General features: G+C 51.5%; 3 protein-coding genes. All 3 read right to left on the bottom strand.

Annotated features, from left to right (window positions below; genetic code table 11):
• Positions 1 to 855 (bottom strand): sugar-binding domain-containing protein (locus C5S62_RS06370; RefSeq protein WP_371411193.1); only part of this gene is annotated, 855 nt, incomplete at its 3' end.
• 46 nt (positions 856 to 901) lie between these two features.
• Positions 902 to 1510, bottom strand: a complete 609-nt coding sequence (locus C5S62_RS06365) for a DUF3109 family protein (protein ID WP_104404560.1) — start codon at positions 1508 to 1510, stop codon at positions 902 to 904.
• A gap of 26 nt (positions 1511 to 1536) precedes the next feature.
• Positions 1537 to 2199, bottom strand: a complete 663-nt coding sequence (gene ung / locus C5S62_RS06360) for a uracil-DNA glycosylase (protein ID WP_104404559.1) — start codon at positions 2197 to 2199, stop codon at positions 1537 to 1539.
• Between the last annotated feature and the right edge of the window lie 234 nt (positions 2200 to 2433).

Here is a 2433-nt window from a genome sequence, read left to right as displayed (position 1 = left end):
GTCGAACAGTAATACATCGGCTGTCACGCCGGCCGTTGCCACTCCTGTGAGGCCGACGGAAAGCCGCCCGTCGCGATAATCGTCTGTGAGATCGGCCACGACACGCAGATCGGCCACATGGCTTTCAGGCCGGGCATAGAGATAGACTTCGCGGGCAATACCGGTGAGTTTCCACATGTCCTGGTCTTCGAGATAGGAACCGTCGCACCAGCGCATCACCTGCATGGCTATAAGATTTTTACGACCGGGCACAAGATATCCGGTAAGATCAAATTCAGCCGCTACCTTGCTGTCTTCAGAATAACCTACGTATTTTCCATTCACCCATACGGTAAGATTCGATGTTGCCGAACCGACATGCAGATAAATTTTATCGCCTTTCCACGCAGCGGGCACTTCTATTTCCTTACGGTAAGAACCGGTATAGTTGTTTTTTTCCTCCACAAAAGGCGGGTTATTACGAAATTGCGTAGCCCAGGCGTAACCTACGTTTTTGTAGATGGCATCGCCATGACCGTTGACTTCGAAAATACCGGGAACGGGGAATTCCTCCCAACTGGTGTCATCGTACTTTTCTGCATAGAATCCTTCAGGTGCCTCCTGATGGTTGACAACGAAGTTGAACTTCCACATGCCCTCTAGCGAGAGATAGCGTGAAGAGACTTTCTTGTCGCCACGCAAAGCCAATTTGGCATTTTCAAAAGCGAAGAAATCCGAACGGGGCGTTTCCACGTTTATTCGGTTGACCAACGGGTCGAGCCACGGCACCTTGTTTTTCTGTGCCGGTGCAAAGAGCGTTGCAGCACATGCCAATGCCAGCCAACCGCTCCGCAGGGAATGATGATAATTTTTCATGATGTTTATTTAAGTATTCAGATGTGTTGCCAATATTTCATGGACATTAAGCGTCCTCCCGCAGAAGTTGTGCGGCCACTTCCTCCAGTTCGGCGTACCATGTTTCGCCGAAGCGGCGTATCAGCGGTTCGCGCAGAAACTTATAAACAGGCAGGCGCAATTCGCGTCCCTTTCTGACGGCATCGCGGCATACGCTCCAGCGGTGGTAATTAAGTGCCGAGAGACCATTTCCCAGCCGTTTCTCGCGAATAGGATAGAGATAGCACGAAATGGGCTTGCACCATGTGGTGCGGCCTTCGCGGAAAGCCTTTTCGGCCGCACAGAAACAGCAGCCCGAATGGTCGTAACAGGTGAAAACACAGTCGCGTCCGTCAACGATGCTTGTAACGAGATCGCCGTCGGCATCGGTATAAGCCACGCCCTGACGGTCGATGACAGTCTGCGCCGCCGCACTGAGGTCGTTCCATACCTCATCGAGCACGTTCTCCAGTTCGCCCACTTCTTCGGGCGTAAGCGGTGCTCCGGCATCGCCGTCAACACAGCATTCGCCTTTGCAAGCTTCCAGATCGCAGCAGAAAAATTCCGTCAGAATGTCGGAAGAAAGTACAACATCGCCCACTTGGATAATGGGCGGCAAGGAAGAATGTCGAGACATAAGGAAAAAAATGATGCCGGCCCGCCTTACCAGACAATCGGCTCACTGCCGTGACGCATGAGGTAGTCGTTGGCCAACGTGAAGTGATGGTTGCCGAAGAAGCCGCGGTGGGCGGAAAGCGGAGAAGGATGGGCCGAAGTGAGTACAAGATGGCGGCTACGGTCAATAACAGCGCCTTTTCTCTGCGCGTAACTGCCCCAAAGTATGAACACGAGGTGTTCGCGCTCTGCGGAGAGGCGGCTGATGACGGCATCGGTAAAAGTCTCCCAACCGCGGCCGGCATGCGACGCTGCCTGATGGGCACGTACCGTAAGCGTGGCGTTGAGCAGCAACACTCCCTGGCGTGCCCACCGCCGCAGACTGCCGCTGGCCGGCACCGGCCGGCCCAGATCCGTTTCTATTTCCTTGAAAATATTCACCAGTGAAGGAGGGAACTTCACCCCGTCGGCTACAGAAAAACACAAGCCCTCGGCTTGTCCGGGTTCATGATAAGGGTCCTGTCCCAGAATTACCACCTTCACATGGTCAAAGGGACAGAGGTCGAAAGCATTGAAGATTTGCCGTCCGGGAGGATAGCACGGACCTGCCTTATATTCATCGCGCACAAACCGAATAAGCTGATCAAAATAAGGTGCTTCAAATTCATCTTTCAGGCGTTCGCCCCAAGAGGGTTCAATGTTAACGGTCATGAAATGGTATTGTTTATTTAAGTTCTACAAAGGTAATGCAAATGGGTGGAATATCAACAGGAATGCGCCATGTTTTTAAAGCATGGCATCATCCGTGAAGGGCCTTCCAAGCGTTTTCCGATTTAACATATTTAACCTTTCATTACAATTCAAAGTGTTAAATTATAGGTTGCAAGTAATGGATCTGAAAAAGTCCGTATCGGAATTTTAACTGGAATAATGGGAATGTAAATT

Source organism: Prevotella sp. MGM2 (assembly GCF_002933955.1).
In the GTDB taxonomy this organism is placed as follows: domain Bacteria; phylum Bacteroidota; class Bacteroidia; order Bacteroidales; family Bacteroidaceae; genus Alloprevotella.
Note: the sequence above shows the minus strand (reverse complement) of the source record. Positions and strands in the feature narration are given on the sequence as shown.

Excerpts from the sequence above, each read along its gene's own strand:
- ung (WP_104404559.1), bottom strand. The coding sequence starts at position 2,199 with ATGACCGTTAACATTGAACCCTCTTGGGGCGAACGCCTGAAAGATGAA.
- C5S62_RS06365 (WP_104404560.1), bottom strand. The coding sequence starts at position 1,510 with ATGTCTCGACATTCTTCCTTGCCGCCCATTATCCAAGTGGGCGATGTT.